25 protein-coding genes are annotated in these 25,969 nt (G+C 67.3%); 13 read left to right on the plus strand and 12 right to left on the minus strand.

What is annotated here, in order from left to right; translation table 11 throughout:
- The first annotated feature begins 3 nt into the window (after positions 1-3).
- The 5 genes from QOC69_RS04825 (at position 4) to QOC69_RS04845 (ending at position 4,840) form a co-directional block, all read left to right on the plus strand.
- Positions 4-1,224, plus strand: a complete 1,221-nt coding sequence (locus QOC69_RS04825) for an amino acid permease (RefSeq protein ID WP_526436913.1) — start codon at positions 4-6, stop codon at positions 1,222-1,224.
- Positions 1,225-1,250: 26 nt separating this feature from the next.
- Complete coding sequence (locus QOC69_RS04830; RefSeq protein WP_526436915.1) at positions 1,251-2,585, plus strand: uracil-xanthine permease family protein; 1,335 nt, start codon at positions 1,251-1,253, stop codon at positions 2,583-2,585.
- Positions 2,586-2,601: 16 nt separating this feature from the next.
- Positions 2,602-2,859, plus strand: a complete 258-nt coding sequence (locus QOC69_RS04835; RefSeq protein WP_526436917.1) for a hypothetical protein — start codon at positions 2,602-2,604, stop codon at positions 2,857-2,859.
- Between the two features lie 166 nt (positions 2,860-3,025).
- Positions 3,026-4,072 carry an isopenicillin N synthase family dioxygenase gene (locus tag QOC69_RS04840; protein WP_526436919.1) on the plus strand — a complete coding sequence of 349 codons (1,047 nt, stop codon included), beginning with the start codon at positions 3,026-3,028 and terminating at the stop codon, positions 4,070-4,072.
- 336 nt (positions 4,073-4,408) lie between these two features.
- A complete protein-coding gene (locus QOC69_RS04845) occupies positions 4,409-4,840 on the plus strand; it encodes a DUF6632 domain-containing protein (protein WP_526436921.1) in 432 nt (143 codons plus the stop codon).
- A gap of 344 nt (positions 4,841-5,184) precedes the next feature.
- On the opposite strand, the gene QOC69_RS04850 is transcribed toward QOC69_RS04845, so the two are convergent.
- Positions 5,185-5,664 carry a hypothetical protein gene (locus tag QOC69_RS04850; RefSeq protein WP_526436923.1) on the minus strand — a complete coding sequence of 160 codons (480 nt, stop codon included), beginning with the start codon at positions 5,662-5,664 and terminating at the stop codon, positions 5,185-5,187.
- A gap of 35 nt (positions 5,665-5,699) precedes the next feature.
- A complete protein-coding gene (locus QOC69_RS04855; RefSeq protein WP_526436925.1) occupies positions 5,700-6,875 on the minus strand; it encodes an acyl-CoA dehydrogenase family protein in 1,176 nt (391 codons plus the stop codon).
- A gap of 64 nt (positions 6,876-6,939) precedes the next feature.
- Here QOC69_RS04855 and QOC69_RS04860 point away from each other — a divergent pair, with 64 nt between their 5' ends.
- Both QOC69_RS04860 and QOC69_RS04865 read left to right on the plus strand, forming a co-directional pair.
- The gene (locus QOC69_RS04860; RefSeq protein ID WP_526436927.1) at positions 6,940-8,157 is read left to right on the plus strand and encodes an NAD(P)/FAD-dependent oxidoreductase; all 1,218 of its coding nucleotides are present in this window, start codon (positions 6,940-6,942) and stop codon (positions 8,155-8,157) included.
- Positions 8,154-8,501: a cupin domain-containing protein gene (locus QOC69_RS04865; RefSeq protein WP_526436929.1), complete on the plus strand. Its 348-nt coding sequence runs from the start codon at positions 8,154-8,156 to the stop codon at positions 8,499-8,501. The genes QOC69_RS04860 and QOC69_RS04865 overlap by 4 nt, the downstream gene beginning before the upstream one ends.
- Here QOC69_RS04865 and QOC69_RS04870 read toward each other — a convergent pair.
- The 4 genes from QOC69_RS04870 to QOC69_RS04885 form a co-directional block, all read right to left on the minus strand.
- Positions 8,498-9,763 carry a sugar ABC transporter permease gene (locus QOC69_RS04870; RefSeq protein ID WP_526436932.1) on the minus strand — a complete coding sequence of 422 codons (1,266 nt, stop codon included), beginning with the start codon at positions 9,761-9,763 and terminating at the stop codon, positions 8,498-8,500. The two genes, QOC69_RS04865 and QOC69_RS04870, sit on opposite strands and share 4 nt — an antisense overlap.
- A gap of 11 nt (positions 9,764-9,774) precedes the next feature.
- On the minus strand, positions 9,775-10,572 hold the full coding sequence (locus QOC69_RS04875) for an ATP-binding cassette domain-containing protein (protein ID WP_526436934.1): 798 nt from the start codon (positions 10,570-10,572) through the stop codon (positions 9,775-9,777).
- Between the two features lie 7 nt (positions 10,573-10,579).
- Positions 10,580-11,659, minus strand: coding sequence for a sugar ABC transporter substrate-binding protein (locus QOC69_RS04880; RefSeq protein WP_526436937.1), 1,080 nt, complete (start codon positions 11,657-11,659; stop codon positions 10,580-10,582).
- An 83-nt stretch (positions 11,660-11,742) separates the two neighbouring features.
- Positions 11,743-11,979 carry a hypothetical protein gene (locus QOC69_RS04885; RefSeq protein WP_526436939.1) on the minus strand — a complete coding sequence of 79 codons (237 nt, stop codon included), beginning with the start codon at positions 11,977-11,979 and terminating at the stop codon, positions 11,743-11,745.
- Positions 11,980-12,153: 174 nt separating this feature from the next.
- Between QOC69_RS04885 and QOC69_RS04890 the strand changes: the two genes are divergently transcribed.
- Positions 12,154-13,308, plus strand: a complete 1,155-nt coding sequence (locus tag QOC69_RS04890; protein ID WP_526436941.1) for an ROK family protein — start codon at positions 12,154-12,156, stop codon at positions 13,306-13,308.
- Here QOC69_RS04890 and QOC69_RS04895 read toward each other — a convergent pair.
- On the minus strand, positions 13,246-15,300 hold the full coding sequence (locus QOC69_RS04895; protein ID WP_526436943.1) for an acetate--CoA ligase family protein: 2,055 nt from the start codon (positions 15,298-15,300) through the stop codon (positions 13,246-13,248). The genes QOC69_RS04890 and QOC69_RS04895 overlap by 63 nt on opposite strands.
- 3 nt (positions 15,301-15,303) lie before the next feature.
- Positions 15,304-16,950: a phytoene desaturase family protein gene (locus QOC69_RS04900; RefSeq protein WP_526436945.1), complete on the minus strand. Its 1,647-nt coding sequence runs from the start codon at positions 16,948-16,950 to the stop codon at positions 15,304-15,306.
- A gap of 117 nt (positions 16,951-17,067) precedes the next feature.
- On the opposite strand from QOC69_RS04900, the gene QOC69_RS04905 reads away from it, so the two are divergent.
- Positions 17,068-17,727 carry a TetR/AcrR family transcriptional regulator gene (locus QOC69_RS04905; RefSeq protein ID WP_526436947.1) on the plus strand — a complete coding sequence of 220 codons (660 nt, stop codon included), beginning with the start codon at positions 17,068-17,070 and terminating at the stop codon, positions 17,725-17,727.
- On the opposite strand, the gene QOC69_RS04910 is transcribed toward QOC69_RS04905, so the two are convergent.
- Both QOC69_RS04910 and QOC69_RS04915 read right to left on the minus strand, forming a co-directional pair.
- A complete protein-coding gene (locus QOC69_RS04910; protein WP_526436949.1) occupies positions 17,672-18,829 on the minus strand; it encodes an ABC transporter ATP-binding protein in 1,158 nt (385 codons plus the stop codon). The genes QOC69_RS04905 and QOC69_RS04910 overlap by 56 nt on opposite strands.
- Positions 18,830-18,839: 10 nt before the next feature.
- Positions 18,840-20,216, minus strand: coding sequence for an aspartate aminotransferase family protein (locus tag QOC69_RS04915; protein WP_526436951.1), 1,377 nt, complete (start codon positions 20,214-20,216; stop codon positions 18,840-18,842).
- Positions 20,217-20,342: 126 nt separating this feature from the next.
- Between QOC69_RS04915 and QOC69_RS04920 the strand changes: the two genes are divergently transcribed.
- From QOC69_RS04920 to QOC69_RS04930, 3 genes are read left to right on the plus strand one after another with little or no spacing between them, the layout of a single operon-like run.
- A complete protein-coding gene (locus QOC69_RS04920) occupies positions 20,343-21,584 on the plus strand; it encodes a polyamine ABC transporter substrate-binding protein (protein WP_526436953.1) in 1,242 nt (413 codons plus the stop codon).
- 5 nt (positions 21,585-21,589) lie between these two features.
- Positions 21,590-22,492 carry an ABC transporter permease gene (locus QOC69_RS04925; RefSeq protein ID WP_526436955.1) on the plus strand — a complete coding sequence of 301 codons (903 nt, stop codon included), beginning with the start codon at positions 21,590-21,592 and terminating at the stop codon, positions 22,490-22,492.
- Positions 22,489-23,424 (plus strand): ABC transporter permease, encoded by a 936-nt coding sequence (locus QOC69_RS04930; RefSeq protein WP_526436958.1) that lies wholly within the window; start codon positions 22,489-22,491, stop codon positions 23,422-23,424. The genes QOC69_RS04925 and QOC69_RS04930 overlap by 4 nt, the downstream gene beginning before the upstream one ends.
- Here QOC69_RS04930 and QOC69_RS04935 read toward each other — a convergent pair.
- Positions 23,421-23,876, minus strand: a complete 456-nt coding sequence (locus QOC69_RS04935) for a nuclear transport factor 2 family protein (protein WP_526436960.1) — start codon at positions 23,874-23,876, stop codon at positions 23,421-23,423. The genes QOC69_RS04930 and QOC69_RS04935 overlap by 4 nt on opposite strands.
- Positions 23,877-23,901: 25 nt before the next feature.
- On the minus strand, positions 23,902-24,576 hold the full coding sequence (locus tag QOC69_RS04940) for an alpha/beta fold hydrolase (RefSeq protein WP_526436962.1): 675 nt from the start codon (positions 24,574-24,576) through the stop codon (positions 23,902-23,904).
- A 53-nt stretch (positions 24,577-24,629) separates the two neighbouring features.
- Here QOC69_RS04940 and QOC69_RS04945 point away from each other — a divergent pair, with 53 nt between their 5' ends.
- Positions 24,630-25,805 (plus strand): aromatic ring-hydroxylating oxygenase subunit alpha, encoded by a 1,176-nt coding sequence (locus QOC69_RS04945; RefSeq protein WP_526436964.1) that lies wholly within the window; start codon positions 24,630-24,632, stop codon positions 25,803-25,805.
- Positions 25,806-25,969 lie beyond the last annotated feature (164 nt).

Genomic DNA, 25,969 nt, shown 5'->3' on the forward strand with positions numbered 1-25,969 from the left:
ACCATGCCAGCGCTGGAACGCAGGCTCGGCACGGTGGACGCCGTCACCATCGGGCTGGGCTCGATGGTGGGTGCGGGCATCTTCGTCGCACTGGGCCCGGCGGCCGCAGCGGCAGGGACCGGCCTGCTCGCCGGGCTGGCCGTCGCGGCGATCGTCGCCTACTGCAATGCCACGTCGTCGGCACGGCTGGCGGCGCTCTACCCGCAGTCCGGCGGCACGTACGTGTACGGACGGGAACGGCTCGGGCCGTTCTGGGGCTATACCGCAGGCTGGAGCTTCGTGGTGGGCAAGACCGCATCGTGCGCGGCGATGGCGCTGACCGTCGGGGTCTATGCCTGGCCCGAGTACGCGCACGCCGTCGCGGTCGGGGCCGTGGTGGCGCTGACGGCGGTCAACGTCGTCGGCGTGCAGAAGTCAGCGCTTCTCACCCGCGTCATCGTGGCCGTGGTGCTTGCCGTCCTGGCCGCGGTCGTGGTCGTCGTTCTCGGCGGCGGCGACCTGGACCCCTCCCACCTGGCGTTCGGCGCCGACGTCAGCCCCGGTGGCGTGCTGCAGGCTGCCGGACTGTTGTTCTTCGCGTTCGCCGGTTACGCACGCATCGCCACCCTCGGCGAGGAGGTGCGCGACCCCGCCCGCACCATTCCCCGCGCCATCCGCCTCTCGCTGGGCCTGGCCCTGTTGGTGTACTCGGCGGTCGCGGTCACCGTGCTGGCCGAACTGGGTAGCACGACGCTGGCTGCGGCAACCGCACCACTGGCCGAGGCGGTGTCCGCGGCCGGGTACCCCGGGTTCGAACCGGTCGTCCGGGTCGGCGCCGCCGTGGCCGCGCTCGGTTCACTGCTGGCGCTCATCCTCGGCGTGTCTCGCACCACGCTGGCGATGGCGCGCGATCGGTACCTCCCCCATCGACTCGCGGCGGTGCATCCCCGGTTCAACAGTCCGCACCGCGCCGAGCTCGCGGTCGGCGTCGTGGTGGCCGTGCTCGCCGCGGTGGTCGACGTGCGCGGCGCCATCGGCTTCTCGTCGTTCGCGGTGCTGGTGTACTACGCCATCGCCAACGCCTCGGCGATGACCCTGCGCGGCAAGGCGATTCCGGTGGCCGGCCTGGTGGGCTGCGTCGTGTTGGCGTTCTCGTTGCCGGTCTCGTCGGTGCTGGCCGGTGCCGCTGTCGTGGTGATCGGCGCCGCCGCGTACGCGCTTCATCGCCCACGGCTGGCGGGTTAGCCGCACATGGTGTTCAGTTCGATTCTGTGATCTCACTGACCTGGAAGCCCGTCCCGTCCGACGCTGCGGTGGTCGCACCGGATGAACGGCTGAGCTGGCCACGCACCATCGGCATCGGCGCCCAGCACGTCGTCGCCATGTTCGGCGCCACGTTCCTGGTGCCGGTGCTGACCGGGTTCCCGCCCACCACGACGCTGCTGTTCTCGGGCATCGGCACGGTGCTGTTCCTGATCATCACCGGCAACCGGCTGCCGAGCTACCTCGGGTCGAGCTTCTCGGTCATCGCTCCGGTGACGGCGGCGGTGGCGTCGAACGGAGCCGGAAGCGCGCTGGGCGGTTTGGTGGCCGTCGGCGTGCTGCTGATCATCATCGGGGCCGTCGTGCACCTGGTCGGCACGCATTGGCTGGACGTGATCCTTCCGCCCATCGTGACCGGAGCCATCGTCGCGCTGATCGGCTTCAACCTGGCGCCCGCCGCGAAGACCAACTTCGAGAAGGGCCCGCTGGTCGGCGTCGTCACCCTCGTTCTGCTCGTCGCGGCCCTGGCGTACTTCCGCGGCATCATCGGGCGGCTGGCGATCTTCGTGGCCGTCGTCCTCGGTTATCTGTTGGCGCTGGTCCTCGGTGACGTCGACACCTCGGCGATCGGGGCGGCACCCTGGATCGGCCTGCCGGAGTTCCAGGCGCCGACGGTCACGTGGTCGGTGCTGCCGTTGTTCCTGCCTGCCGTCATTGCGCTGATCGCCGAGAACATCGGGCACGTCAAGTCGGTCGGCCAGATGACCGGCACCGACACCGATCCGCTCATAGGCCGCGCGCTGGCCGCCGATGGGGTGGCGACGACACTGGCTGGGTTCGGCGGCGGTTCGGCCACCACCACCTATGCCGAGAACATCGGCGTCATGGCTGCCACTCGGGTGTACTCCACCGCCGCGTACTGGGTCGCCGCGGCGGTGGCCATCGGGTTGTCGCTGTGCCCAAAGGTCGGGGCGACGATCTCCGCGATCCCACCGGGCGTCCTCGGCGGCGCCACGATCGTGTTGTACGGCCTGGTGGGCGTGCTCGGCGTGCGCATCTGGCTGACCAATCACGTCGACTTCAGCCTGCCCATCAACCAGATGACCGCGGCCATCGCCCTGATCATCGGCATCGCCGACTTCACCTGGCAGGCAGGGTCATTGACGTTCACCGGGATCGCGCTGGGCTCGATCGCCGCACTGCTCGTCTACCACGGCATGCGGCTGCTGGGCTGGCGCGCCAGAACGGCGGAGGCGCAGCCAACTGGCGAGTCGACGAAGACAAACGCCGATTCACCCACCGGGAGCACCACCGGGGGCGACAATGACGGCGGGCCGGCCTAGCAAGAGGAAGTGCGTGATGAAGAAGCTGACAGCAGCGCTGTTGATGACGATGATGGCGGTTGCGCCGTTCGTCGTCATACCGGCGGCGAACGCCGACATTTGCGCGGGCGCACACGGACGACATGTCGGGGTGGGTGGCTGCACCAACGTCGTCGGTGACGTCGCGACCGGCGTGGCCATCGCGGCGGCCACCGACCCGTACATTCCCGGCGAGATACCGTGCTACACGGTAGAGGGCGTGCCGTACTACACACCTCCCGGCGACCCCTGCTAACTGAATCAGGTTACGCCGCAATACCTTCCGAACAGACTCTGCGACTCCTCGACGTGCTTGTTAACATCGGGCTACCCGAGTTCAACATGACACGTCAGGCCGCTCAGGCAGGGAAACGGACACCTCCGGGACAGGAGTGCTCCGTTTTCGCCCGAGAGGAATGCCCATGAGCGAGTTTTGCGTACCCGCCGTCGACATCAGTCCGTATGTCACCGGCGGCACCCCTGACGAACTGGCTGCTGTGGCCGCAGCCATCGACATCGCGTGCCGAGAAGTGGGTTTCATCCAGATCCACGGCCACGGCATCGATCCGACCGTCAGCTCGGGTCTGGCCGAGGCGATGGATGCGTTCTTCGCCCTGCCGATGGATGACAAGAAGTCGTGGCGCCGGCCGGCATCGGAGAACCGCGGTTACACGCCACCGAACTCGGAGTCGCTGAGCCTGAGCCTCGGCGTCGAATCGGCCAGCCGGATGAACGACTTCTTCGAGGCCTACAACGTCGGCCGGTCCGTCCACGACTACCCCGACGTGCCCGCCGACGTCGCGCACCACTATGCGCCGAACACCTGGCCAGCCATCGACGGTTTCGAGGACGAGGTGAGCGCCTACTTCGCCGAGGCGGAACGCGTCGCGATCACCATGACGACGATCTTCGCCGACGCGCTCAGGCTCCCGAGCGATTTCTTCAGCGACCTGACCGACCACTCGATCAACGTGCTGCGGATGAACAACTACGCGCTGCCCGAAGGCACCCACGTCCGCCTCGACGGCGACTTGACCGGAATGGGCGAGCACACCGACTACGGCGTCGTCACCGTCCTGTGGGCCGACCAGGTGCGTGGCCTTCAGGTCCTTGGCAGCGGCGGGATCTGGCACGACGTCAGCCCCGAAGACGGTGCGCTGCTGATCAACCTGGGGGATCTCACCGCACGTCTGACCAACGAGCGCTGGATGTCGACGCTGCACCGGGTCAAGCCGCCGGTCGTCGACGGCACCATCCAGCGCCGCCGGTCTGCGGCGTTCTTCCACGACGCCAACGCCGACGCGGTGATTGGCCCGCTCGAATCGTGCATCGACGGCGACCGCCCGGCGCTGTACGCCCCGGTCACCGTGGACGAGCACGTACGAGCCAAGCTGGCCGGCTCGCGCGTCGGCGTCCGCAATGAGGCCGCCGCACGTGAGAGCGCGCGAGTGCTGGAGTCCCGGCGCTAGCCAAAGACGTTACCCCGCAGACGTATTCCCAATGCGGGATTCAGAGCGGTGGTGCGATCGCGTCGTGATCGGCGGTGAATGTGTCCAGGTAGTCGATGTGTTCGTTCGTCGGGGACGTTGACCACCGCTACAAGGACTGTGTTGGCCGAACCAATGGACCGGCTGGGAGACTCCACGTCAAGGGCGGGAGGGCGCCACTGGCACGTACCGAAACCCGAACGCCGTTGAACGTTGAATTGCGCCCGAGTCGGGGCAGCACCGCGTACTTTCGTTGCACGAATCGCCTCGGAGCTCCTAGAAGTGGACCCGCGGAGCCCGTACCTATTGGAGCGCGCAATGGCATCATCACACAGCTACAGACTTCTCCAGATCGCGCTCGTCGTGTTCGGCGCGGTGATGATCCTTCTCTATCCGCTCGCCGTGGTGTGGCCGTCTGGGTGGGCTTGGCATCCCGGCGCTCCTTACCAGTCCGACTACTTCATGATGATCGTTGGCCTGTACGTGACGTTGGGCCTCTTCCTCTGGAACGCGGCGCGACGTCCTGAGGCCAACATCAGCCTGATCTGGTTCGCCGTCTGCTCGAGCGTCGTGCACGCAGCAATAATGGCGGTGCAATCCTTCGGCGGCGGCCACCATCACATGGGACACCTCCGGGGAGACGTCCCGGCGCTGCTTCTCGTGGCCATCGTGTTGCCGGTCCTCATGCGGTCTTCCGGCTTGAAGCAACCACCTCCCGACCGACGCACCAACCCCGTCGCCGGTGGATGACCGCGGCGCCAGGGGTGGCCGCTCCGCACCGTTGTTCCGGCTTACCAAGAATCCTTCAAGGCGTCCGGCGCAAGCTTCATGCGACCACCGCATCTTGCGGTAGAAAATCGATGTAGGCGAGGGCAGCATGGCAAAGGTTACTGACCCGGATGGCGTGCAGTGGTCGGTGAGTCGTTAATGGTTTTTTGGGCTGCCTTCTTGGATGGATGGCACCAGCGACCTTGGGTTGATTCTATTTGCCGTATGGCCTTTCTGGCTGATTGCGCATTGGCTCGGGTTGCCGTGGGTGATAGTGATCAACCGCGCCGGAACCGCGATGGGCACTGAGGAGGTGCGCGGCTGGGTCAAGTCGGAGCGGCGCGTCCAGGAAATCGCTCAATCGGCGGCCGCTGGCACATGGCAGCTCTGGTCGAGGCACCCCGTTGCTCGTCCGACGCGTCCGAGGCAACCCAAACATCAAGCCTGACAGCAATCTCGTCGTGGGCCTGCCCGAGATCCCCGGCGTCGAGATGATGGCTTGCCGAGCGGATCCGGCGCTGCGGGGTGTCACCGCCCAGGCCCACTGCCAGCTCGACCAGTTCGGCCGCGGCGGCGGGCGCTTCTCGCATGCGGGCCATCTCGGCGGCCTCATCGAGCGAATGCAGCGTGGCGTGGTCACCGACGGTCGCGGCCAGGGCCAGGTGCCTGGCCGCAGGCTCGGGTTCCTCGACGACCTCGGCCAATCGCCGATGCATTGCGCGGCGCCGCGCCAGGGCCGCGTCGGCGTAGACGCCCCTGGCCAACAACGGGTGGGTGAATCGCACCCGGTTGCCGGACCAGCGCACCGTACGTTCGGCCGTGCTGGAGGCGGCCGACAGATCTAGGCGCCCTCCAGCACCGCCGCCGGACCGCGGTTCATCAACTGGCGGGCCACGATGATTCGCTGGATCTCGCTGGCGCCCTCCCAGATCCGTTCGACGCGGAGCTCGCGATACATCCGCTCGGCCACGTTCTCCCTCATGTAGCCGCGGCCGCCGAAGATCTGCACGGCGCGGTCGGCGACCCGGCCGGCCATCTCGGAGCAGTACAGCTTGGCCATCGACGCCTGCGCGTGCAGGGTCTTGCGGTCGGTGCCCGCGTCGATCGAGCGCGCCACCTCGTAGAGCATCGTGCGGGCGGCGAACAGTTCGGTGGCGCTGTCGGCGAGCATGCCCGCCACCAACTGATGCTCGCCGAGCGGCCTGCCGTCGACCACCCGCTCCCTGGCGAACGAGGTGACCTCGCCGATCAGGCGTTGGGCGGCACCGACGCAGCGCGCCGCCACCATCAACCGCTCGAACCGGAACCAGTCCTGGGTGAAGGTCATGCCCTCGCCCTCGGCGCCCACCAGGTTCTGCACAGGAACCCGCACGCCGTTGAACGCCACGATCGGGTGCTCGTCGGCAATGTGATGCGAATAGTGCGGCGTGCGAACGACTTCCATACCGGGCCAGGGCAGGTCCACGACGAGCAGGACGTGCTCGCCGTCGTACTCGCCACCCACCAATCTGGCCTGGACGAACAGGTAGTCGGCAAGGTTGTACGACGTGACGTGCCACTTGACGCCGTCGATCACGTATTCGTCGCCGTCCCGGCGGGCGGTCGCCTGCAGCGCCGAGACGTCGGATCCGGCGAACTCCTCGGTGATGGCGTACGCCTCGTGCTTCTCGCCGCGTACGGCGGGCAGCAGCCACCGCTCGCGCTGATAGTCGGTCGCCACGTCGGCCCACCACTGCGGCGGCGTGTGCATCGCCCAGGCCAGCCCGTTGGTCGCCCTGCCGCACTGCTCCTGCACCAGGACCTGCTGCAACGCCGTGCACCCCGGACCCCCGACCGAGGTCGGCATGTTGGTGGCGTAGAGGCCCAATTCGATTGCCCTGGCGTGGTGTTCGGCGGCAACCTCCTTGGTCAACACGCCGCCTGCCATCTCGACCTCGACCTCGAGCGGGATCACCGAGTCGACGAATCCGCGCGCCGCCTCCTGGATACGCCGATCGTCCGCCGTCAGTCCGTACATCCGGGCACCTCGATCCTCGCCGACCTCTTGACTGAGCGTTCAGTCTATGTCACGGTCTCGTACTATGACCAGTTCCACCAAGGCCGACGTGGTGGTGGTCGGCGGGGGCACGGTCGGTGCCTGGACGGCCGTTCTGCTCGCCGAAGGCGGCGTGCGCAACGTCGTCCTGCTCGAAGCGAGCACGCTCGGCGACGGGGCCAGCAGCCGCGCCGCGGGCATGGTGCGCGCACAGGGCGGCACCGAGACCGCCATCCGATTGGGCCTGCGTTCCCAGGAGTTCTACGCCGCCAGCGGTGAGCGCTTCCCGCTCGACTGCGGCTTCAGAGCGCAGGGATATCTGATGCCGTGCTTCACCCCGGCCGAAGTGCAACAGGCCCACGACCGCATCGCCCTGCAGCGCGAGCTCGGCCTCGACGTCGAGTGGCTCAGTGGCGACGACCTCGACGCACGGCACACCGGCCTGGCGCAGGGCGTCACGATGGGCGCCTCGTTCGCTGCGGGCGACGGCTACATCGACGCCCCGCGAAACGTGTTGGCCTACACCGCTGCCCTCACCGCACACGGCATCGACGTTCGGGAGCGTTGTGCCTTCACCGGCCTGCGCACCCGGGGCGGCCGCGTGGTCGGCGTCGACACGTCGGCGGGCCCGATCGACGCCGACCGGGTGGTGCTCACCGGGGGGCCGCAACTCGCCGACGTGGGCAACCGCGCCGGCGCCCGCATCCCGGCCGGCGGCACCCGCCACCAGGTCGTGGTGACCGCCGCCCCGCCCGACCTCGACATCTACGAACTGCCGATGGTGTTCGATGTGACCTCCGGAATCTATTGGCGGCCAGGCGAATCCGGCGGTGTGCTGTGGGGCATGAGCAACCCCGACGAGCCGCCGGGGGTAGCCGTCGACTTCGACGACGAGTACTACCTCAAGGCGCGGGACCGGATCGAGCACCTGTTCCCCGCCGTCGCGGGCCTCGGACTGCGACGGTCCTGGGCCGCGACGATCGACTACACCCCCGATCACCTGCCGATCCTGGGGCCGTTGCTCACCGACGACGGACCGGTCGAGGGCACGGTGGTGGCCAGCGCCGCCGGACACGGCATGATGTGGGGCCCGGCGGTGGCCCAGGTGGCCGCCGACCTGACCACGACGGGTGCGTGCGCCTGGCTGGACCTGACCGACCTCGGCCTGGACCGCTTCGACGCCGACGGCAACAGTCGCGTTGCACCCGAACCGATCTCGCTCCCCTTCCCGGAGAGCGTCACCAACGAGAGGATCAACTCGTGACCCATGCGGTACTCACCCCGATCATCGCCAAGGCCGCCGACGCCGAGCTGGAGGACTGGGGCCCGCTGGACGAAGCGACCGGCGAGGAGATGGCCACCCACGGGGTCGAGCTGTGGGTGGACGGCGGGTCCTCGGCGGGCATCTGGCAGTGCGCTCCCGGTCCGTCACGGTGGACGCTGGAGACCAACGAGGTCATCTACCTCGTCGCAGGCCGAATGACCGTGACGCCCGATGGCGGTGAACCGGCGCAGATCGGGGTCGGCGACATGGCGGTGTTCCCGAAGGGCTGGACCGGCACCTGGGAGCTGCACGAAACCGTGCGGAAGGCCTACTCGATCTTCTAGCTCAATCCGGTGGCAGACCGCCGTCGTCGAGAAATCGCGTCCACGCTGGCGGCGAGAAGCAGAACGCCACCGGTGACCAGGAAGTTGATGTAGGACGACTGATTCAGCAGACCGAGGCCGTTGGCGATGGTCGCGACCACTACGCCACCGATCACCGCGTCGAGCGCTCGGCCCTTGCCGCCGAACAGGCTGGTGCCGCCGATCACCGCGGCGCCGACCGCATACAGCAGGACGTTGCCCGCGCCCGAGGACGCGGACACCTTGCCGCCGTATGACGCTGCGATGATCCCGCTCAGTGCGGCCAGCGACGAACACACCACGAAGACCGACATCCGGATTCGGTCGACGTTGACGCCCGCGCGCCGTGCTGCCTCCGCGTTGCCACCAACGGCGTAGATGTGCCTGCCATATGAGGTGCGAGTCAGCACGAACGTCAACACGATGAGCAGCACCCCGACCATCGGCAGAACGTAGGGGATGCCGCGGATCTCGATGTTCGGGTTGACGCTGCGGTTCAGGCTCAGCAGGTAGGTGACCCCGAGGGTCACCGCGGCGACGCCGACGATGCGGGCGACCACCACCCCGAACGGTGCATGGTGCAGCCCTGCCGCGACCTTGCTGCGGTGCCGGTACAGCTCCAGACCGGCGTATCCGACGACGACCAAAAGCGCGCAGGCCCAGCCCGCCGTCACGGGGAGGTTGTCGATGGTGATGCCCCGGATCACCGGATCATCCACCCGGACCGACCCGCCCTCACCGATGAGCTTGAGCGTAACCCCTTGCAACCCAAGGAAGAACGCAAGAGTCACCACGAATGACGGGATGCCCAGCTTCGCCCTCAGCAGTCCGATCGCCAGCCCGATCAGCGCTCCGCAGACCACCCCGGCCAGCACCGCAGCCCACCACGGCCAACCGTGACTGGTGATGGCGAGTGCCATCGCGCAAGCCGAGACGCCGCCGGCGACGCCGGCGGACAGGTCGATGTCGCCGAGCAACAGAACGAAGACCAGCCCCATCGCGAGCACGCAGATCGAGCCGGCCTGCGTCACCAGGTTGGCCAGGTTGAGCGCCGACATGAACCGCTCGTTCGCCAGCCCGAACACGACGAAGAGCACGACGAGACCGAGAACCGCGGGCAGCGACCCCATGTCACCGCCGCGCACCCGCTGGAGGTAGCCGCGCGCGGCATCGCGGAACGTCTCGTCGGAGTGGGTATCGGCCGCAAAGTCCGAATCGGCGAGTTCGGTTTTGACGGGGGCCATTTCGCGGTCCTTCACATCGATTGGGCGGCTTCGGCCGGCGCAAGGCCGAGGCTGCCGGAGCGACCGGCGGTGATCAGCTCGACCACCTGACCGTGGGTGACCTCGGACGCCTTCACCTCGGCCGCCACCCGGCCGAGGTACAACGCGCAGATCCGGTCGGCCACCTCGAACACATCGACCATGTTGTGCGAGATCAGCACCACGCCAAGACCCTGATCGGCCAGCCGGCGCACCAGATCGATCACCTGCCGGGTCTGCGCCACTCCCAGTGCGGCCGTTGGCTCGTCGAGCAGGACCACCCTGGAGTTCCACAGCACACACTTGGCGATCGCGACGGTCTGGCGCTGGCCGCCGGACAGGCTGGAGACGGCTTGGCGCACGGACTTCACCGTCCGTACCGACAGCGACGCCAGGGCCTCCCTGGCCATCGTCTCCATCCGGGCCTCATCGAGCACACCGCGGTGTTTGAGCTCACGGCCGAGGAACATGTTGGAGACGATGTCGAGGTTGTCGCACAACGCGAGGTCCTGGTAGACGACCTCGACACCAAGGGCGGCAACGTCGTTGGGCCCGTGCACCGAGACCGGCTTGCCCTCGAACAGGTAGGTACCGCTGTCGATCGGATGGATCCCCGCGATCGCCTTCACCAACGTCGACTTGCCGGCGCCGTTGTCGCCCACCAACGCGGTCACCTCGCCGGGATAGACCTGGAAGTCCACGTCGTGCAGAACGTGCACGACGCCGAAGCTCTTGTTGACTCCCTGGAGTTCGAGGATGGGCGCGATCTCGGGGACCACCTCTGCGGTCATCGGCCGGTCAGAGCCCCGCTGCGGTGCACATCGCCGCGAACTGGCCGGTGCACACCTCGTCCTTGGCCTGACCGCCGTCCTTGAAGACGACGTCGACGTTGTCCTTCGTGATCGACTTCGGGATCAGGAGCACCGACGGAACGTCCCGGTTGCCCTTGTCGTCGCGCGAGGTGGCGTCGGTGCTCACGGACTCGCCCTTCACTAGCGCGATTGCCGCCTTGGCGAGCGCGCCGGCTTCCTCCTTCGCGGACTTGTAGACGGTCACGCACTGCGTTCCGGCAAGGACGTTCTGCAGACCCTCGACGGTGGCATCCTGACCCGTGACCGGCACCTGCCCGGCGCGCTTGTTCTTCTCCAGGATCGAGATGACCGATCCGGCAAGCCCGTCGTTCGCGGCGTAGACGCCGTCGATCTTCCCGTCGGCCGCGGTGTACATCTGCTCGAAGATGGTGACCGCCTTGTCGTTGTCCCAATCCGGCACCGCCTGCTCACCGACGACCTTGATGCTCGGGGTCTTGTCGATCGCCGAGTGTGCACCGCTGGTGAACAGGGTGGCGTTGTTGTCGGTAGGAGAACCGTTGAGGAACACCACGTTCGCGGGTTTCCCGGCCAGGCAGTCGACCAGGCCCTGGCCCTGGAGTTCGCCGACCTTGGTGTTGTCGAACGAGATGTAGACATCGGCCCCACCACCGAGGGTGAGCCGGTCGTAGTCGATGGTCTTGACGCCCTGGCTGGCCGCCTTCTGCTGAATGGCGGCGCCGCTGTCGGAGTCGAGGTTCACGATGGCCAGCACGGTCACCCCGTCGGCGATCATGCCGTCGGCGATGGTCGCCATGGTGTCCGCCGAACCCTCGGCGTTCTGGATCGTGTACTGCACGCCCGCGGCCTTGAAGGCCTCCTCGAGCGCAGGCCGGTCCTTGGACTCCCATCGGACCGACGACTTCGTGTCGGGCAGGATCACCCCGATCTTGCCCTGCGGCTGGTTACCCCCGCCCCCGCCACCGCTGCCTTTGTCGCTGCTACACCCGGACAGGGCCAGCCCCGCTCCGATGATCACGGCGAACACAAGAGATCCCAGTCGCTTCATGGAGATCGCTCCCAACCTTCCCGATTTGTTGTTTCGGACAACATATAGCGTGACGCACATCACGTCTAGGCCATGAATAGGGGTCAGCGAGCGCCCAAGAGATGCTCGAGAGCCAGCTGGTTCAGCCGCACGAAACCGAATCCCTTTGCACCGAAAGAGGATTCGGCATTGAAATCCTCGTACGCGGACCGATCGGCCAGCAGGTCCCGGTAGGTCTCACCCGGGTCGAGGGTCGGACGCCGCAGCTCGTCGACCCGTGTGGCCGCCATGGCGTCGGCAACCTCGGGATCGGCGCGAAACGCCGCGGCCGAGACCCACACGCCCGCAACGTCCTCGGTGCGGCTGGGCTTGTAGTCGAAATGGCGGGCGGGACCAAGTCGTCAGCGGCCGGAATGCCGGACTCGAGAACGGACATCTCCGCCTCCCTGAAGGGTAGATTTGTTCAGGAGCCGAACATATGATGTGCCCCACGCCACTGTCAAGGGAGGAGAGGCGTGGATCGCACCGCGAGGATCGGAACCAGCACGGACGACGTCCGCCGGCGCAACCTGTCCGGTGTGCTCACCCTCGTCCACCGCCAGCGCGCCATGAGCCGCGCGGAGCTGACCCGCCGAACGGGGCTGTCGCGATCGACGGTCAAGGCCCTCGTCGAAGAGTTGGTCGAACACGGTCTGGTCGAGGAGGCGCAACCCACGGCATCCACCCAGGTCGGCCGCCCGAGTCTGGTGGTGCGACCACTGGGCCGTAGGCTGGCCGTCGCGGTGAACCCCGACATCGATTCCGTAACAATCGGTTTGGTGAGCCTGGGCGGGTCGGTTCTCGAGGTGACCAGGCGCACCACCACCGGCGTCCCGACCGTGGAGCAGACCGTAAACCTTGCGGCCGAGACGATTCAGCAGATGCGGCGGCAGCTCCCGCCCGACCGTGGCGTCGTCGCGATCGGCGTCGCCGTTCCCGGTCTGGTGCACGCGGCCGGTTCCATGGTCCGGCTGGCGACCCACCTGGATTGGCAGAACGCCGAGATCGGTCAAATGCTCAGCGCAGCAACCCAACTACCGACGTTCGCGGCCAACGACGCCAACCTCGGCGCGGTCGCCGAGCACATCTTCGGTCGCCATGCGAACGCCGAGCACATGATCTACGTCAACGGCGGCGCGGGCGGCATCGGTGCCGGGGTGGTGGTCGCCGGTGAACTCCTCGACGGTGCGGCCGGTTACGCCGGTGAACTCGGCCATACCTACGTGGGTGGCATGGACACCTGTCACTGCGGGTTGATCGGCTGCCTCGAGACGCAGGTCAGCCAGGCCCAGACCTACGACAACGAATTCAGTGTGGTTGCGAAAACCCTTGACCGCCAAGCACAGTATCTCGGCATCGCGCTCGGCAACGCGGTCAACATGCTGAATCCCAATCTGATCGTGCTCGGCGGATTTCTCCGGGTCTTTCCCTCGCTGGCAGGCGACGCGCTCAACGACGCGGTCAGGCGGCACAGTCTGCGCGCACCCCACGATCTGGTGCGAGTCGTGCCGGCCAGCCTGGGATCAGAGACGCTGATGATCGGCGCCGCCGAGTTGGCGTTCGCGCCCTTACTCGCCGACCCTGCCGCGCACTACCAGCAGCGCATCGACGGCGACCACGCCGTCGGCTGACGCGATCACCGGATTCGCCTCGAGAGCGTCGATGCCGTCGCCGAGTTCGGTTGCCATGGTGGAGAACGCGACGATCACGTCGGCCAACGCGGTCAGATCGGCCGGCGCGCCGCCGCGCCACCCGGCCAACAGCGCCCGGATGCGCATCCCGTCGAGTAGTCGCATCGCGCCCGCTCGCGACAGCGGTGGAAGGGCCACCGCCCGGTCGTCCAGCAGTTCGACCAACGTGCCGCCCGCCGCGACCACCAGCAGCGGACCAAAGGCCGGGTCTCGCACCACGCCGACGGAGATCTCGACCCCTTCGGCGATCATCGGTTGCACGGTGACGGCGGGTCCCAGCCGCTGCGTCATCTCCGTGTACTCCGCGCGCAGCGAATCTTCATCGGCGATCCCGAGCGCGACGCCCCCCACGTCGCTCTTGTGCTCGGCGCCCAGCGTCTTCATCGCGACGGGATAGCCGATCTCGCGACCGGCCGCCACCGCCTCCTCCAGCGACCCCGCGGCACGCGACCGCGCCACCGGGACGCCGTAGTCGGCCAGCAGATCGAAGGCCGCGCTCGGATCCCCATCGGCCAGTCGGCGCAGCCAGCGGTCGCGTCGAGCCTGATCGGCAGCGGGGTCGGAATGGTCGGTGGGCAGCGGCCACGCGGCCAGGTGGCCGAGCGCCGCCAGCCCACTGCTCACGCCCTCGAGCACCGCAATGCCGTTGTCGCGCAACCGCTCCGCGGTGGCCCGGTCGATGGCTGACGGGATCGAGGTCAGCACGGCGAGCGGAGCGTTCGTATCGGTCGCGACGTCCAGTGCCGCATCCGCGTAGGCGGTGTCACCGTCGAACTCGGTGACCAGGTCGACCGCCAGCGCGGTGACGGCCACCGAGGGGTCGTCGGCGATCACCCGCAAGCAGGCTCGGAACAGCCCACGGGGATCAGCGCCGGTACCCCAGACATCCAGCGGGTTGGTGGCGAACAGGCCATCGTCGAGCAATCCCTCGACGGCCTGCACCGTGGGGTCGGACAGTGCCGCGAAGTCCACGCCAAGCGCATGGGCCAGGTCGGCGGTGAGCGCGCGTTCGGCACCCGAGTCGTGAACCGTCGCGATACCCTTCGTCCCGCGCTTCGCGCGCCGTCCGGTCGAGAACAGCTCGATCGTGTCGGCGAACTCGGCAAGGTCGCGCACCCGGATGGCGCCGACCGCGTCGCAGAACGCATGCCAGCCGGCGTCCGCACCGGCCAGCGCACCGGAGTGCGCTTCGACCATGGCGCGACCGGTCGGTGACCCGCCGACGGGCAGGATCACCACGGGCACATTGCGTTCGGTGGCACGAAGCAGCACCCGTCGCAGCCGGGGCGCTGCCCGTGGAGTCTCCATCAAGAGCGCCACCAGCCTGGTACCCGGGTCGTCGAGCGCGTAGTCGACGTAATCGGCAGTGTCGGTGACGAGTTCCTGGCCCGACGACACCGCGAGCCGGTACCCGAACCCGCGCCGGGAGCGCAGCAGCGTCGAGAAGGCCGATCCGGAATGGGTGACGAGGCTGACTCCGCCGGACGGCAGCGGATCGGGTTCCAGGTAGCCCAATGCACGCACGCCGAGAACGTTGTTGACGAACCCCATGCAGCCCGCGCCGCACACCGCCATACCGCCTGCCGACGCGACGGCGGCGACCTTGTCGCGAAGTCCGTGCGCCGCACCGAAGAGCACGGCGGACCGCACCCCGGCGTCGGCGGCCGCCTCCAGCTGGCCGATCAGCGCGCTGTCGGGCACGCCGAGCAGCACCAGGTCGATGGGTTCGTCCAGATCGGCCAGGGATGGCGCGCAGGGCAGTTCGCCGATCCGGTCGTAACGCGGATTCACCAGATGCATTCGCGCCGAGCTGCGTTGCGCTTCGATGACCATCCGCTCACCGAAGCTGTTCGACTTCGCGCTGGCGCCGACCACCGCCACCGAACGTGCGCCGAGCATGGCGGCGACCGCCGCCCGGCGTGCGGCGTCCATCGGCTAGGACCGACGGCCCAGCGCGCGGAGGCCGCGGCGACCGGCCTTCTTCTTGTCGGCCAGTGCCGCCTTGGCGGCCTGCCAGCCGGGGATGCCGCACACGCCGCCGCCTGCGTGGGTGGCCGAGCTGCCGTTGTAGAGGCCGGCGATCGGGGTGCGGTAGTCGGCGAAGCCCGGCGCAGGCCGCATGTGGAAGAGCTGCTCCAGCGAGAGCTCCCCGTGGAAGATGTTGCCGCCGATCAGCCCGTACTCCTGCTCCATCTTTTGCGGTCCGACGACGTCGCGGTGCGTGATCGACGCCTTGAAGCCGGGCGCCACCTGGTCGTAGGTGTCGATGACCCGGTCGGCGTAGGCGTCGAGCTCCTCGGTGTGCGGCGCGTTCGCCCAATCTGCGGGGCACCACTGGGTGAACAGCGACATGATGTGCGTGCCATCGGGATTCAGCGTCTTGTCCAAGGTCGTTGGGATGACCCCGTCGCTGAACGGCAGCGTAGCGGGCTTGCCGACTCGGGCCTCCTGGAAGGCTGCCTCGAGGTACTCCATCGTCGGCGCCATCTCAATCGAGCCGGTGAGGTGTTCGGCCATTCCGGAACTCGGGTTGGCGGTGAAACTGGGCAGCTCGGACAGTGCGACGTTGATTTTCACCACACCGCTGCGCGTCTTCCAGTGCTCGATGTCGCCAACGAAATCCTCGGGGAGTTCATCATGCGAAAGGTGGTCGAGGAACGCGATCTTCGGGTGCAACGTGGTGACCACCGATGGGGCCGTGATCTCTTCGCCATTCTCGAGGACGACCCCGCGGACCTGACCACCACGCGTCAGCACACGGGAAACCTTGGCGTTGGTGCGGATCTCGGCGCCGAAGCTGCGCGCGGACTTCGCGATGGCCTCCGACACGCCACCCATGCCACCCTCCGGATACCCCCAGCTGCCGAGCTGGCCGTCTCCGACGTCACCGATCGAGTGGTGGGCCATCACGTATGCAGTGCCGGGTTCGCACGGTCCGGCCCAGGTGCCGATGATGCCGTTGACCGCCATCAGACCTTTGACTTGCGGTGATTCGAACCAGTCGTCGAGCAGATCGGCGATGCTCATGGTCAGCAGCCGCGTGATGTCCGCGGTCAGGCGTGGAGTGATGCTGCTGCGCAGCGGCCAGGCCAGCTTGGCAAGGTCGAGCAGGTCCGACGGCCGCTTCGAGCCGATGTTCGGAGGCACCTGGGTGAGCAGCGGGCCCATCACCTCGGCGATTCCCTCGATCCAGGCGTAGTACTCGGGCAACGCGTCCGCGTCCTTCTTCGAGAACTTGGCGAGCTGCTCGTGGGTGCGCGCCGGGTCGTCCTCGTAGATGATCAGCGAGCCGCCCTCCGGAAAGGCCTGGTAGGACGGGCCCATCGGGTGCACCTTGTAGCCGTGTCGCTCCAGGCCGAGCTCGCGGACGATGGTGGCCGGCATCAGGCTCATCACATAGGACAGCCGGGTCACGCGAAGATGGGGCGCGTCCTCCCACGGGGACTCGGTGGTGGCCGCGCCGCCGAGGCTGCCCCGCGACTCCAGCACCAGGGTCTTGGCGCCCGACCGGGCCAGATACGCCGCCGAGACCAATCCATTGTGGCCGCCGCCGATCACGATCGCGTCATACGAATTCGACATGGAGGGACCTCTCTCACCCGGGCTTCTCGCCCATCCTGACTGACTGTTCAATCTAATCAAGTGTTAGGCTATAGACAAGTAGCACCGCTGCCAGCACGAGGGAGAAACGCAGACGACATGGCCGACCCCGCGCCCGCGACCGAGAACAACGAGGCCCGCCGTACCGAGATGCTGCGCGCCGCAGCCGAGCTGATCTGCGAGCGCGGCTTCGGCGAGACGCGCATCGCCGACGTGGCGAAGCGTGCGGGAGTGAGCTCGGCTCTGGTCATCTACTACTTCGGCACCAGGGACCGGCTGCTGGTCGACGCGCTGCGCCACTCGGAGGAGTCGTTCTACGAGGCCGCCGAGAAGATGCTCGCCGAGGTCACCTCGCTGCGCGAGCGACTGTCGCTGCTGATCAAGTGGACGTGTGTTCCCCAGACGGACAACGAGATTCCCGGCGCGTGGGGATTATGGTTCGACCTGTGGGCCCAAGCCTTCCGGCATGACGAGGTGAAGGCGGGCAGGGTCGAACTGGACGCCCGCTGGCGCCGCATGATCGTGGACGCCATCAAGTCGGCGGAGGCGTCGGACGAACTCGACGTCGAGGTCGACGCCCGGTTGTTCGCGCTGGAGTTCAGCGCGCTGCTCGACGGCCTGTCGATACAGGTGGCGCTGGCCGATCCCGAAGTCGACTCCGACGTGGCCTACAAGATCGCGATGCGGTTCGCCGAACGCGAACTCAACCTTCCGTCGACGACGAAACGACGAGCGCGTTCTCGACCACGGGGTCGGTGACCGGCTGCGCACTGCTGCGGTGCAGCACTCGCACCGCGTCGTGTGTGCAGACACAAGTGACGGCCGCACCCGGCTGATGGGCCACCGAGCCCGGCCCCCACGTGTTGGGCACCTCGACGATCAACGCGGACGGAGCGCCGACGTCGACGTGTACCTGGGTGTATGAGCCGAGGTAGACCACTGCGGACACCGTGCCACCGATCGCGTTGTGCCCGTTGCTCACCGGTGTACCCGCGTCCTGCAACGTGATCCGCTCCGGCCTGATCACGATGGCCGCGGGACCCGTGCGCGCTGACTCGTCGACCGCCGCGCCGAGGCGGGTGTCCATCGCCGAACACACCGCCGACGATCCGGACAGTTCGAGCACGTCGGCGTCGAAGATGTTGGCCGCCCCCAGGAAACCGGCCACGAACGTGGTGGCAGGCGCCGAGTATATCTCCTGCGGAGGGCCGACCTGTTCGACGCGGCCCTCGGCGAGCACGGCGATCCGGTCGCTCATGGTGAGCGCTTCCTCTTGATCGTGGGTCACGTAGACGAACGTGATGCCCACCTCGCGTTGGACGGCGCGCAGTTCGAGCTGTAACTGCTTGCGCAGCTTGGCATCCAACGCACCGAGCGGTTCGTCGAGCAGCAACACGCGCGGCCGCAATACCAGGGCCCTGGCCAGCGCGACTCGCTGCTGCTGGCCGCCCGACAGCTGAGCCGGGCGGCGCTTGGCGAACTTGCCCATCTGCATCAGGTCGAGTGCCTCACCAACCCGGCGCTTGGTCTCGTCCCGCGACGTCTTCTGATACCTCAGTCCGAACGCGACGTTGTCCCAGACCGTCATGAACGGAAACAGCGCATAGGTCTGGAAGACGGTGTTCACCGGGCGGCGGTGCGGCGGATCGCCCGCGACGTCACGGCCGTCGAGTTCGATGCGTCCGGAGTCCGGCTTCTCGAACCCGGCAATCATGCGCAGCGTGGTCGTCTTCCCGCATCCCGATGCGCCAAGCAGCGAGTAGAACTGCCCAGCGGGGATGTCGAGGTCGATGCCCGTCACCGCGGGCACCCCGTCGAAGGACTTGACCAGCTCGACCAGCCGGATCTCCCCGCCGGTCACGGGCGGCCGTTCAGTTCGCCACCGCGGCCGCGAAGCGGGCGAAGTTGGCCGCGAACCGGTCGACGTCGTCGCGGTCGTGCTGTACGGACAACAGCCATTGCTCCACCTTCCCCCATGGCGGGAGGAATACCCCACCGTTGTGCTGCACGAGCCAGTGCAGGTGGCCCAACCTGGCGTCGATCTGAAGGAAGTCGCGGAACTCACGCACCCTGTCCCGCCTGAACGTCACGCAGCCCTTGGCGCCGATCGAGACGACGTGCCACTCGTACCCGTGTTCGGCGATGACGCCCTCCAGCGCGGAGCGAAGGCGGGCGCCGTTGGCGTCGAGTCGACGGTAGGACTCGGGGGTGAGCACCTCGGCCAGGGTGGCTCGGGTGGCCGCCATCGCCAGCGGGTTGCCGTTGAACGTGCCGACCTGCTCGTAGCGGCCGTCGGAGATCGCCGACATCACGTCCGTCGTGCCGCCGATCGCGGCGACCGAGATGCCGCCACCCAAAGCCTTTGCCAGACATACCATGTCGGGCGCCACGCCCGACGATGCGGTGACACCACCGGGCCCGGTGGTGAAGCCCGTCTTCACTTCGTCGAAGATCAGCAGGGCGCCGACCCGGTGGACGAGGTCGCGGATGGCGGCCAGATAGCCGCCGTCGGGCAGGATGATGCCGGCGTTCATCATCACGGGCTCGAGGATCATCGCGGCCACCTGACCGCGGTGTTCGGCGAGCGCACGGGCCACGGCGTCGACGTCGTTGAACGGCACGACGACCACCAGGTCGCGGATCGCGGCGGGAATGCCAGAGTTACCCGGCACGCCGATGGGATGGTCGCGGGGCCCGATCTCGTCGACGTCCGGCAGTACCGACACCTGCACCGAGTCGTGGTGTCCGTGGTAGCAGCCCTCGACCTTGATGATGAGGTCGCGCCCGGTCAGCGCGCGGGCCAGATGGACGGCGTCCATGGTGGCCTCGGTGCCGGAGTTGGCGAACCGCCACAGCGGCAGGTCGAACCGGCGGGACAGCTCAGCGGCGATCCAGATGGCGTCCTCCGTGGGCTGGGCGAAGTGGGTGCCACGCCGGACCCGGTCGCTGACGGCGGCCACGATCGCCGGATGGGCATGTCCCGCAATGGAAGCGCCGTAGCCGCCGTGCATGTCGACGTACTCCGTACCGTCGACGTCGTACACCTTGGAGCCTGCGCCGTGACTCATCCAGACGGCCTGCGGCTCGGCGATCTGCCAGTTGGAGGTCGCGCCTCCTGCGAGGTGCTCGCGGGCAAGCGCGATCAGTTCGGTACTGCGGGGCTGACGCCGAAGGAACACCTGCTCCTCGTCGGCGATCAACTGGCCGACCGCGTCGGACACGGGACTCTCGATCACCGTTGAGGACACGGTGAAACCTCCACTCTCCAGCGGTTGAATTTTCCTCGCGCAAGCGTTCGTCAGCGGTTGACTGAGCATTCAGTCTATGTGATAGTCCTAACACCGACAAGACGCGAACCTTCCGGGGAGGCCCAGATGCCAGTGCCCAACAGACCCGGCCCGAACCGTCGAGAGTTCCTTCAGCGCGCCGCGATTCTCGCCGCCGCCGCACCCACGCTCGGGGCCTTCCTGGCGGCTTGCTCGAAGCCCGGACCGACATCGTCGGGTCCCAGCCTGACGATCGCGAAGCCGGACAGTCCGGTCAAGTGGCCGATCGCGGACGACAACAAACCCATCGGCGACAACCTCCCGCCCGAGAAGGGCGCGACGCTCAAGATCTACAACTACGCCGACTACCTCAGCCCGCAGGCCATCAAGGCCTTCGAGGACAAGCACGGCATCAAGGTCGAGGTGTCGACGTTCAACGACGGCGACGAGGCGATCACCAAGCTGCGCAGCGGGGTCGACTTCGACATCTACAACGCCAACTACACCGAGATCAGCCGGCTGGTGACCGGTGACCTGGTGCGCCCGCTCAACCACAGCTACATCCCCAACATCTCCAACGTGTGGCCGACCTTCACCGACCCCTGGTACGACCAGGGCTGGCAGTACACCGTGCCGTACACCATCTACACCACGGGAATGGGTTGGCGCACCGACCAAGTGCCGGCCGACATCGGTAAACTGAGCAATCCCTATGCCACGCTGTGGGATCCGGCCTACAAGGACAAGACCGCGATCATCGACGACTTCCACACCGCGATGGCGATGGTGCTGCTGAAGCAGGGCATCACCGATGTCAATACGTCGTCGGAGGCCGACCTGAAGATGGTCGGCGACCAGCTCTCCGCTCTGGTGAAGGCAACGTCGCCCAAGGTCACCATCACGATGTACAGCGACATGCCCGCCGGGCAGATCGGGCTGTCCCAGATGTGGTCGGGCGACATCATCAACGCGCAGAACTACCTTCCCGAGGGTGTCGGGACCGAGATCCTGCGGTACTGGTTCCCCGAGGACGGCAAGGGCCTGGTGGACAACGACATGCTGGTCACGCTCAAGGGCGGGAAGAACCCGGTGCTGGCCCACCTGTTCCTCAACCACATGCTCGACCCCGCGGTCGCCAAGGAGAACTTCTCGGCGATCGGATACCAGCCGCCGCAGAACTCCATCACCGCGGATTCGCTGGTGGCCGAGGAGTTCATCCCCGAGAACCTGCGGTCCGCGATCGTCAAACCGGAGTACTTCGACGCAGGCTACCGGACACTGGAACTCGACGCGGACAACGACGCCGCCTGGCACAACGTCTGGAACGCGTTCAACGCCGGCGGGTCCTGACCACGGTGTTGCGGTCGCGCCAACCCACCAACCGACTGTGGACCGTACTGGCCGCACCGGGTATCGGCTGGCTGGCGCTGTTCTTCCTCGCGCCGCTCTACGTGGTGCTGGCGATCGTGTTCGGTCAGCGGGACCCGGTGTTCCGTACCGCGGTTCCGGTGTGGAATCCGTTGCAGTGGGACCCCACCCAGTTCACCTACGTGCTCACGCGCATCGGCCCCGATGGCGTCTACTTCCCGGCGCTGGTACGCACGGTCGTCTACGTCGCGGCGGCGAGCATTCTGTGCCTGTGCATCGCGTTCCCGGTGGCCTACTACGTATCCCGGCTGGCCGGTAGGCACAAGGGCCTGCTCATCGCGCTGTTGATCGCACCGTTCTGGATCAGCTACATGATGCGAATGCTGGCCTGGGTCAACCTTCTTCAGAACGACGGCCTGCTCAACCGGATCCTGCGATTCGGCGGCCTGTTCGACGTCAACGTGGACTGGCTGACCGGTCAGCCGGTCGTCGTGGTCCTGGGTCTGGCTTACGGCTACGTCCCTTACATGATCCTGCCGTTGTACGCAGGGCTGGACCGGCTCTCCCAATCGATGCTGGAGGCCTCCAGAGACCTCGGCGCCAACCGGGTGTCGTCGTTCCTTCGGGTGACGCTGCCGATGTGCAGGCCGACCATTCTCGCCGCCGTCCTGCTTACCTGCCTGCCGATGCTCGGCGACTACTTCACCAACGATCTGCTGTCCGCATCGCCCAAGACGGCGATGGTCGGAAACCTCATCAACGACAGCGTGCAGGCCCCCGGCCAGACCGGGCAGGCGGGGGCGTTCGTCATGTTGGTGCTGATCGCCACGGTGCTGCCGATGGTCTACTACGTCCGGGTCACGCTGCGCGGCGACGAGGTTCGAACATGACGGCCGAAACCAATCCCCGGGTCGCTACGCTCCTGCCCTCCGGAATGGCTGCCGTGCGCGGCCCGATCGGTTGGTACCGCGATCCATGGCGACGACCCCGAGTGCTGGCCGGCATCACGATCGCCTACCTGGTGTGGTCACTGCTGCCGGTGCTCATCGCAATCATGTTCTCCTTCAACGACGGCCGCTCCCGAACCAATTGGCAGGGCTTCTCGTTTCGCTGGTACTGGGGCGATCAGACGAAGTCGGTCTGGCACGACGCCTCGCTGCACACCGCGCTCCTGCAGACGCTCAAGCTCGGACTGATCGCCACCCTGATCGCCGTCCCCCTCGGAGTGTTGTTCGCGATCGGGATCGACCGGTGGCGGGGTCGCCTGCCCTCGGGTGCGAACGTGCTGATGCTGATCTCGTTCGTCATCCCGGAGGTGCTGCTCGCCGTCGCGTTGCTGTTCGTCGTGACATCGCTGGCGCTGCCCTTCGGGCTGGGCACCTCCGCACAGGTAGTCGGTCTGGTGACGTATCAGGTGGCCTACCCGGCGGTGCTGGTGCGCGCGCGGCTGGCCACCATCGGACCGCAATACGAAGAGGCGGCAATGGATCTCGGCGCCTCACAGCTTGGCGCGCTGCGGCGGATCACGCTCCCGATGCTGATGCCAGCGATCTTCGCCAGCACCGTGCTGGTCTTCGCCGACGTGATCGATGACTTCGTGTTGGTCCGCTATCTCTCCAACGGGTCCGCGACGGAACCGGTATCGGTGAAGATCTACAACACCGCGCGCGCCGCACCCACCCCGGCACTCAACGCACTGGCCACCCTGCTGCTGCTGGCCGCGTTCGCCGCAGTGGTCATCGGCTATCTCGTGTTCCGCCGGATGACCCGAAACGACGAAGCGACCAGCCGCGGCATCGCCGCCTTCGCCGGGGAGGCCTAGTTCGCTGACCCGACCTGGCTTGCCAGGATCGCGGGGTTCAGACAGGCCCGGATGTACGACATGCGGTCGCCGGCAACCTCATACACGGCCATGTACTCCTGGTTCAGCGTTGCGCCGACGCGGGTGAAGCCCCAGTCGGGCACCGCGTTGGCGAGCGTGCCCGTCAGTCGCCCATGGACGGCGCATTGCGCGGCGCCGTCGTCGTCGTCGTCGTCGACGACGACGACGAAGAACGGACCACGCAGGACCTCGAGTCGCAGATCGGGGAACGCGTACCACATCCCGTCGAACACACCGAGAAACTCGTCGGCACCGTGAAAGACGATGTCCGGCACCATGTCGTCGTCGAACACCACATCCCCGGCGACGACTCCCGCTAGACGGTCTCGGTCGTGGCCGTTCAACGCCGCGTAGTACCGGTCGAGAACGTGTCGAATCGCTTGCCTGTCCATGAACAACCTTCCTAGCGATGGGGCCTCAGCCAGGTGCGGCCGCGGCGACGAGTCGGTCGGCAAGCTCGGCCGGATGCGACAGCATGGCCATGTGCCCGCCGGGGGTGACCTCGGGTTCGATCCCGAGTCGGTCGGCGACGACCCCGCGCATGAACTCCTCAGGGAAGAAGCGGTCGTCACGGAAGAGCACGAATCGGGTAGGGAGCACGGGGAGGGCGGCCGCGGGCCACGGCTTCTCCGACGGCGTATCCGACTGAGCGCGTTCGACTTCCTCACCGATCACCGCCGCGTCGACTCCGTTGTAGAACAGTGCGTCCATGTCGTCGGGGTCGTATCCGCCCGCCGCTGCCGCGGTGCGCTGTGCAGCACCGCACCCGGTGGCACTCCACCAGTCGCCCGGCCGTTCGCCCGGGCGGGGGATCATCGCCGAGACGTAGATCAGTGCGGACGCATCGACCCGCGTGCAGGCGAGCGGTCCGGTGAAACCACCGAAGGAATGGGCAACCACGATCGGCCGCTCGCCGTCGTCGCGATGCTGCGTGGCGACGGCATCGGCGTAGGCATCCAGGTCGGCCGAATCGTCGTCGCAGGGCAGGTCAACAGCGATACCCCGGTGTCCGCGGTCGGCCAACTCGGCCACCAGGAACCGCCAGTACGACGGATCGGAACCCCCACCGGGTACCAGCAAGAAGGTGGTCATGTCGTCACGCTCCCCCTGTAGACCAATCCGACTCGGCGCAGTAGCCTGACTGTATGTTCAAACAGCACGGTCCGGCGCCGGTTCCCGCCGACGACCTCGCCGCTGCGCTCGCGCCGTTCGGCCGGTCACGCATGCTGCCGCGGGCAGCCTACGTCGACCCCGCGGTGTTCGAATGGGAACGGCGCAACATCTTCTCGGGCTGGATCTGCGTCGGACACGCGGGCGATCTCGACGGCGTCGGCATGCAGCGCGCTGTGGGCAACGGCGCCGACGGGGTGCTGTTGGTGCACGGCGACGACGGCGTGATCCGGGCATTCGCGAACACCTGCCGACACCGCGGCCACGAGCTGCTGGGGTGTGGCGCCACGGCCAAGCGCCGCACCATCGTCTGCCCCTACCACTCCTGGTCGTACCGCCTCGACGGTCGGGTGCGCAACGCCCCCGGCTTCTCCGACGTCGACGGGTTCGAGCCGGATGAGTTCGGGCTGGCCGAACTGCGGCTGGTCAACTGGCACGGCTGGCTGTTCGCCGACCCGAGCGGAGAGGACGCCGACTTCACCGACCACGTCGCCGGACTCGAAGAGGTGGTGGGCCCCTACCGTCCCGAGGACCTGACGATCGTCGCCAGGCACTCCTACGAGCTCGCCACCAACTGGAAGGTGATCGCCGAGAACTACCAGGAGTGCTATCACTGCTCGACGATTCACCCCGAACTGTCCCGGATCAGCCCGCCGACCAGCGGGGAGAACCTCGAGCTCGCCGGTTCCTGGATGGGCGGCTGGATGTCGATCATCGACAGCGCCGAGACCATGTCACTGACGGGCAAGAGCGGCGGCGTGGCCATCAAGGGCCTCTCCGAGCACGAGCTGCGCAGCGTGATGTACCTGGTCGGCTATCCCAACCTGCTCGTCAGCCTGCACCCCGACTACGTGATGACCCATCTCATGACGCCGCTGGCGGTCGACCGGACACACGTGGAATGCGGCTGGGCATTCCCGAAAGACGTTGCCGCCCAACCAGATTTCGATCCCTCCTACGCCGTGGACTTCTGGGATCTGACGAACAAGCAGGACTGGGCGGCGTGCGAGTCCGTGCAGCGCGGACTGAGCTCACCGCACGCCAGGCCAGGCCCGCTGGCACCCGACGAGGACGGCGTCTACCAGTTCGTCACCCGTGTTGCCCGGTCGTACCAGGGCCGAAATCCCGATTCTGCTGATGCGTCGGCATGACGGTCACCGTCGAGGTCTCGACTGACGTCGCAACGGTGGTTTCGACCGAGGTCGCAACCGTCGTCTGAATGTCCGTCTCGGTGTTGGTGACCGTGCCCGGCGCTACCGTCTCGGTCTGGACGGGCGCGGGCGCTCCGCCTCCGCCGCCACCCGAGGAATGCTCA

The organism is Mycobacterium sp. (assembly GCF_032162105.1).
In the GTDB taxonomy this organism is placed as follows: Bacteria; Actinomycetota; Actinomycetes; order Mycobacteriales; family Mycobacteriaceae; genus Mycobacterium.

Coding starts and splice junctions, on each gene's coding strand:
- QOC69_RS04825 (WP_526436913.1), top strand. CDS start 4: ATGCCAGCGCTGGAACGCAGGCTCGGCACGGTGGACGCCGTCACCATC.
- QOC69_RS04835 (WP_526436917.1), top strand. CDS start 2,602: ATGAAGAAGCTGACAGCAGCGCTGTTGATGACGATGATGGCGGTTGCG.
- QOC69_RS04840 (WP_526436919.1), top strand. CDS start 3,026: ATGAGCGAGTTTTGCGTACCCGCCGTCGACATCAGTCCGTATGTCACC.
- QOC69_RS04845 (WP_526436921.1), top strand. CDS start 4,409: ATGGCATCATCACACAGCTACAGACTTCTCCAGATCGCGCTCGTCGTG.
- QOC69_RS04855 (WP_526436925.1), bottom strand. CDS start 6,875: ATGTACGGACTGACGGCGGACGATCGGCGTATCCAGGAGGCGGCGCGC.
- QOC69_RS04860 (WP_526436927.1), top strand. CDS start 6,940: ATGACCAGTTCCACCAAGGCCGACGTGGTGGTGGTCGGCGGGGGCACG.
- QOC69_RS04870 (WP_526436932.1), bottom strand. CDS start 9,763: ATGGCCCCCGTCAAAACCGAACTCGCCGATTCGGACTTTGCGGCCGAT.
- QOC69_RS04875 (WP_526436934.1), bottom strand. CDS start 10,572: ATGACCGCAGAGGTGGTCCCCGAGATCGCGCCCATCCTCGAACTCCAG.
- QOC69_RS04880 (WP_526436937.1), bottom strand. CDS start 11,659: ATGAAGCGACTGGGATCTCTTGTGTTCGCCGTGATCATCGGAGCGGGG.
- QOC69_RS04895 (WP_526436943.1), bottom strand. CDS start 15,300: ATGGACGCCGCACGCCGGGCGGCGGTCGCCGCCATGCTCGGCGCACGT.
- QOC69_RS04900 (WP_526436945.1), bottom strand. CDS start 16,950: ATGTCGAATTCGTATGACGCGATCGTGATCGGCGGCGGCCACAATGGA.
- QOC69_RS04905 (WP_526436947.1), top strand. CDS start 17,068: ATGGCCGACCCCGCGCCCGCGACCGAGAACAACGAGGCCCGCCGTACC.
- QOC69_RS04920 (WP_526436953.1), top strand. CDS start 20,343: ATGCCAGTGCCCAACAGACCCGGCCCGAACCGTCGAGAGTTCCTTCAG.
- QOC69_RS04930 (WP_526436958.1), top strand. CDS start 22,489: ATGACGGCCGAAACCAATCCCCGGGTCGCTACGCTCCTGCCCTCCGGA.
- QOC69_RS04935 (WP_526436960.1), bottom strand. CDS start 23,876: ATGGACAGGCAAGCGATTCGACACGTTCTCGACCGGTACTACGCGGCG.
- QOC69_RS04940 (WP_526436962.1), bottom strand. CDS start 24,576: ATGACCACCTTCTTGCTGGTACCCGGTGGGGGTTCCGATCCGTCGTAC.
- QOC69_RS04945 (WP_526436964.1), top strand. CDS start 24,630: ATGTTCAAACAGCACGGTCCGGCGCCGGTTCCCGCCGACGACCTCGCC.